This is a genomic window from Vibrio genomosp. F10 str. 9ZD137, from assembly GCF_049974785.1.
Taxonomy (GTDB): Bacteria; Pseudomonadota; Gammaproteobacteria; order Enterobacterales; family Vibrionaceae; genus Vibrio.
Map to the genome: position 1 here is coordinate 1 of NZ_JBNGCJ010000662.1, position 1164 is coordinate 1164.

Annotated in this window: 1 protein-coding gene and 1 pseudogene; one reads left to right on the forward strand and one right to left on the reverse strand. The window is 43.3% G+C overall.

What is annotated here, in order from left to right:
- Window positions 1-17: 17 nt before the first annotated feature.
- Window positions 18-128, reverse strand: a pseudogene (locus tag ACP45E_RS16025) (RNA polymerase sigma factor RpoE); the annotation flags it as partial.
- Between the two features lie 344 nt (window positions 129-472).
- Between ACP45E_RS16025 and ACP45E_RS16030 the strand changes: the two are divergent.
- Window positions 473-1164 (forward strand): FAD-dependent oxidoreductase (locus ACP45E_RS16030; RefSeq protein WP_141707366.1); only part of this gene is annotated, 692 nt, incomplete at its 3' end.

Below are 1164 nucleotides of genomic sequence, written 5' to 3' on the forward strand. Positions count from 1 at the left end.
ACCGCTCTTCCGATCTAAATAAGATTGCATACTTTGTTTTGGTATCTCAAAACCAGTAAATTGAATGCTTGCTTATCTCCACTCTGAACTCGCTCAATCAAGACCTGATCGGTAAGCTGCTCGTTCATTCGAGCGTGTACTCCTATTGTTATTCACTCTTATCCTCACAGATATGAGTATTCATGATGCACATTGTAGTATTGACACCACTGCCTACATGAGCACTATTGTGACTCAGTAGTAAAAGGAAAGTTCAAAACTTTCTTAAAATAATGACAAATAATAATTTACAGTGTGATGTGCTCGTCACTTATTCAGTGGAGGAATTTTGAAGCTGATATTGATTAAAAGCAATCGGATTTACAAAGTATTGCGCTTAATGTAGTGATAAGATATATCGAATATGACGCATTGTTGCGTATTTAAATAGAGAGTTGGATGACTCTATACAGTTCGGGATTTTAAAAGACTTATGAACGCAAACCGTGAACATCAGTGTGATGTATTAGTGGTAGGAGGTGGCGCTGCTGGCTTGTCTTTAGCTCTTCGCGTCGCTGAGCATGGAAAAGTCATTGTATTGAGCAAAGGCCCTCTCAGTGAAGGGGCCACCTATTATGCTCAGGGTGGGATCGCCGCTGTCTTCGATGAATCAGACAGTATTGAATCTCACGTGCAAGATACAAAAGTGGCTGGCGCTGGGCTTTGTGAAGAAGACACCGTCCGATTTATCGCAGAGAATGCAAAAGAGTGCGTTCAATGGCTGATCGATGGGGGTGTGCCCTTTGATCGCGTAGAAGACGATACTGACGATAAACCGCGTTATCACCTCACTCGAGAAGGCGGCCATAGCCATCGTCGAATTCTTCATGCTGCCGATGCAACCGGTATGGCAATGCAAACCTCTTTGCAGGCAAACGTCCTTCGTCATCCTAATATTGAAATCCTAGAGCGCCACAACACTTTAGATCTCATTACTGAAGACAAAATTGGTGGTGACGCCAATAAAGTCGTTGGTGCTTATATCTGGAATAGAAATGAAGAACATGTTGAGACAGTAAGAAGTAAGTTCGTCGTGCTTGCAACAGGCGGCGCATCTAAGGTTTACCAATACACATCCAACCCTGATGTTTCTTCTGGAGACGGTATCGCGATGGCATGGCGAGC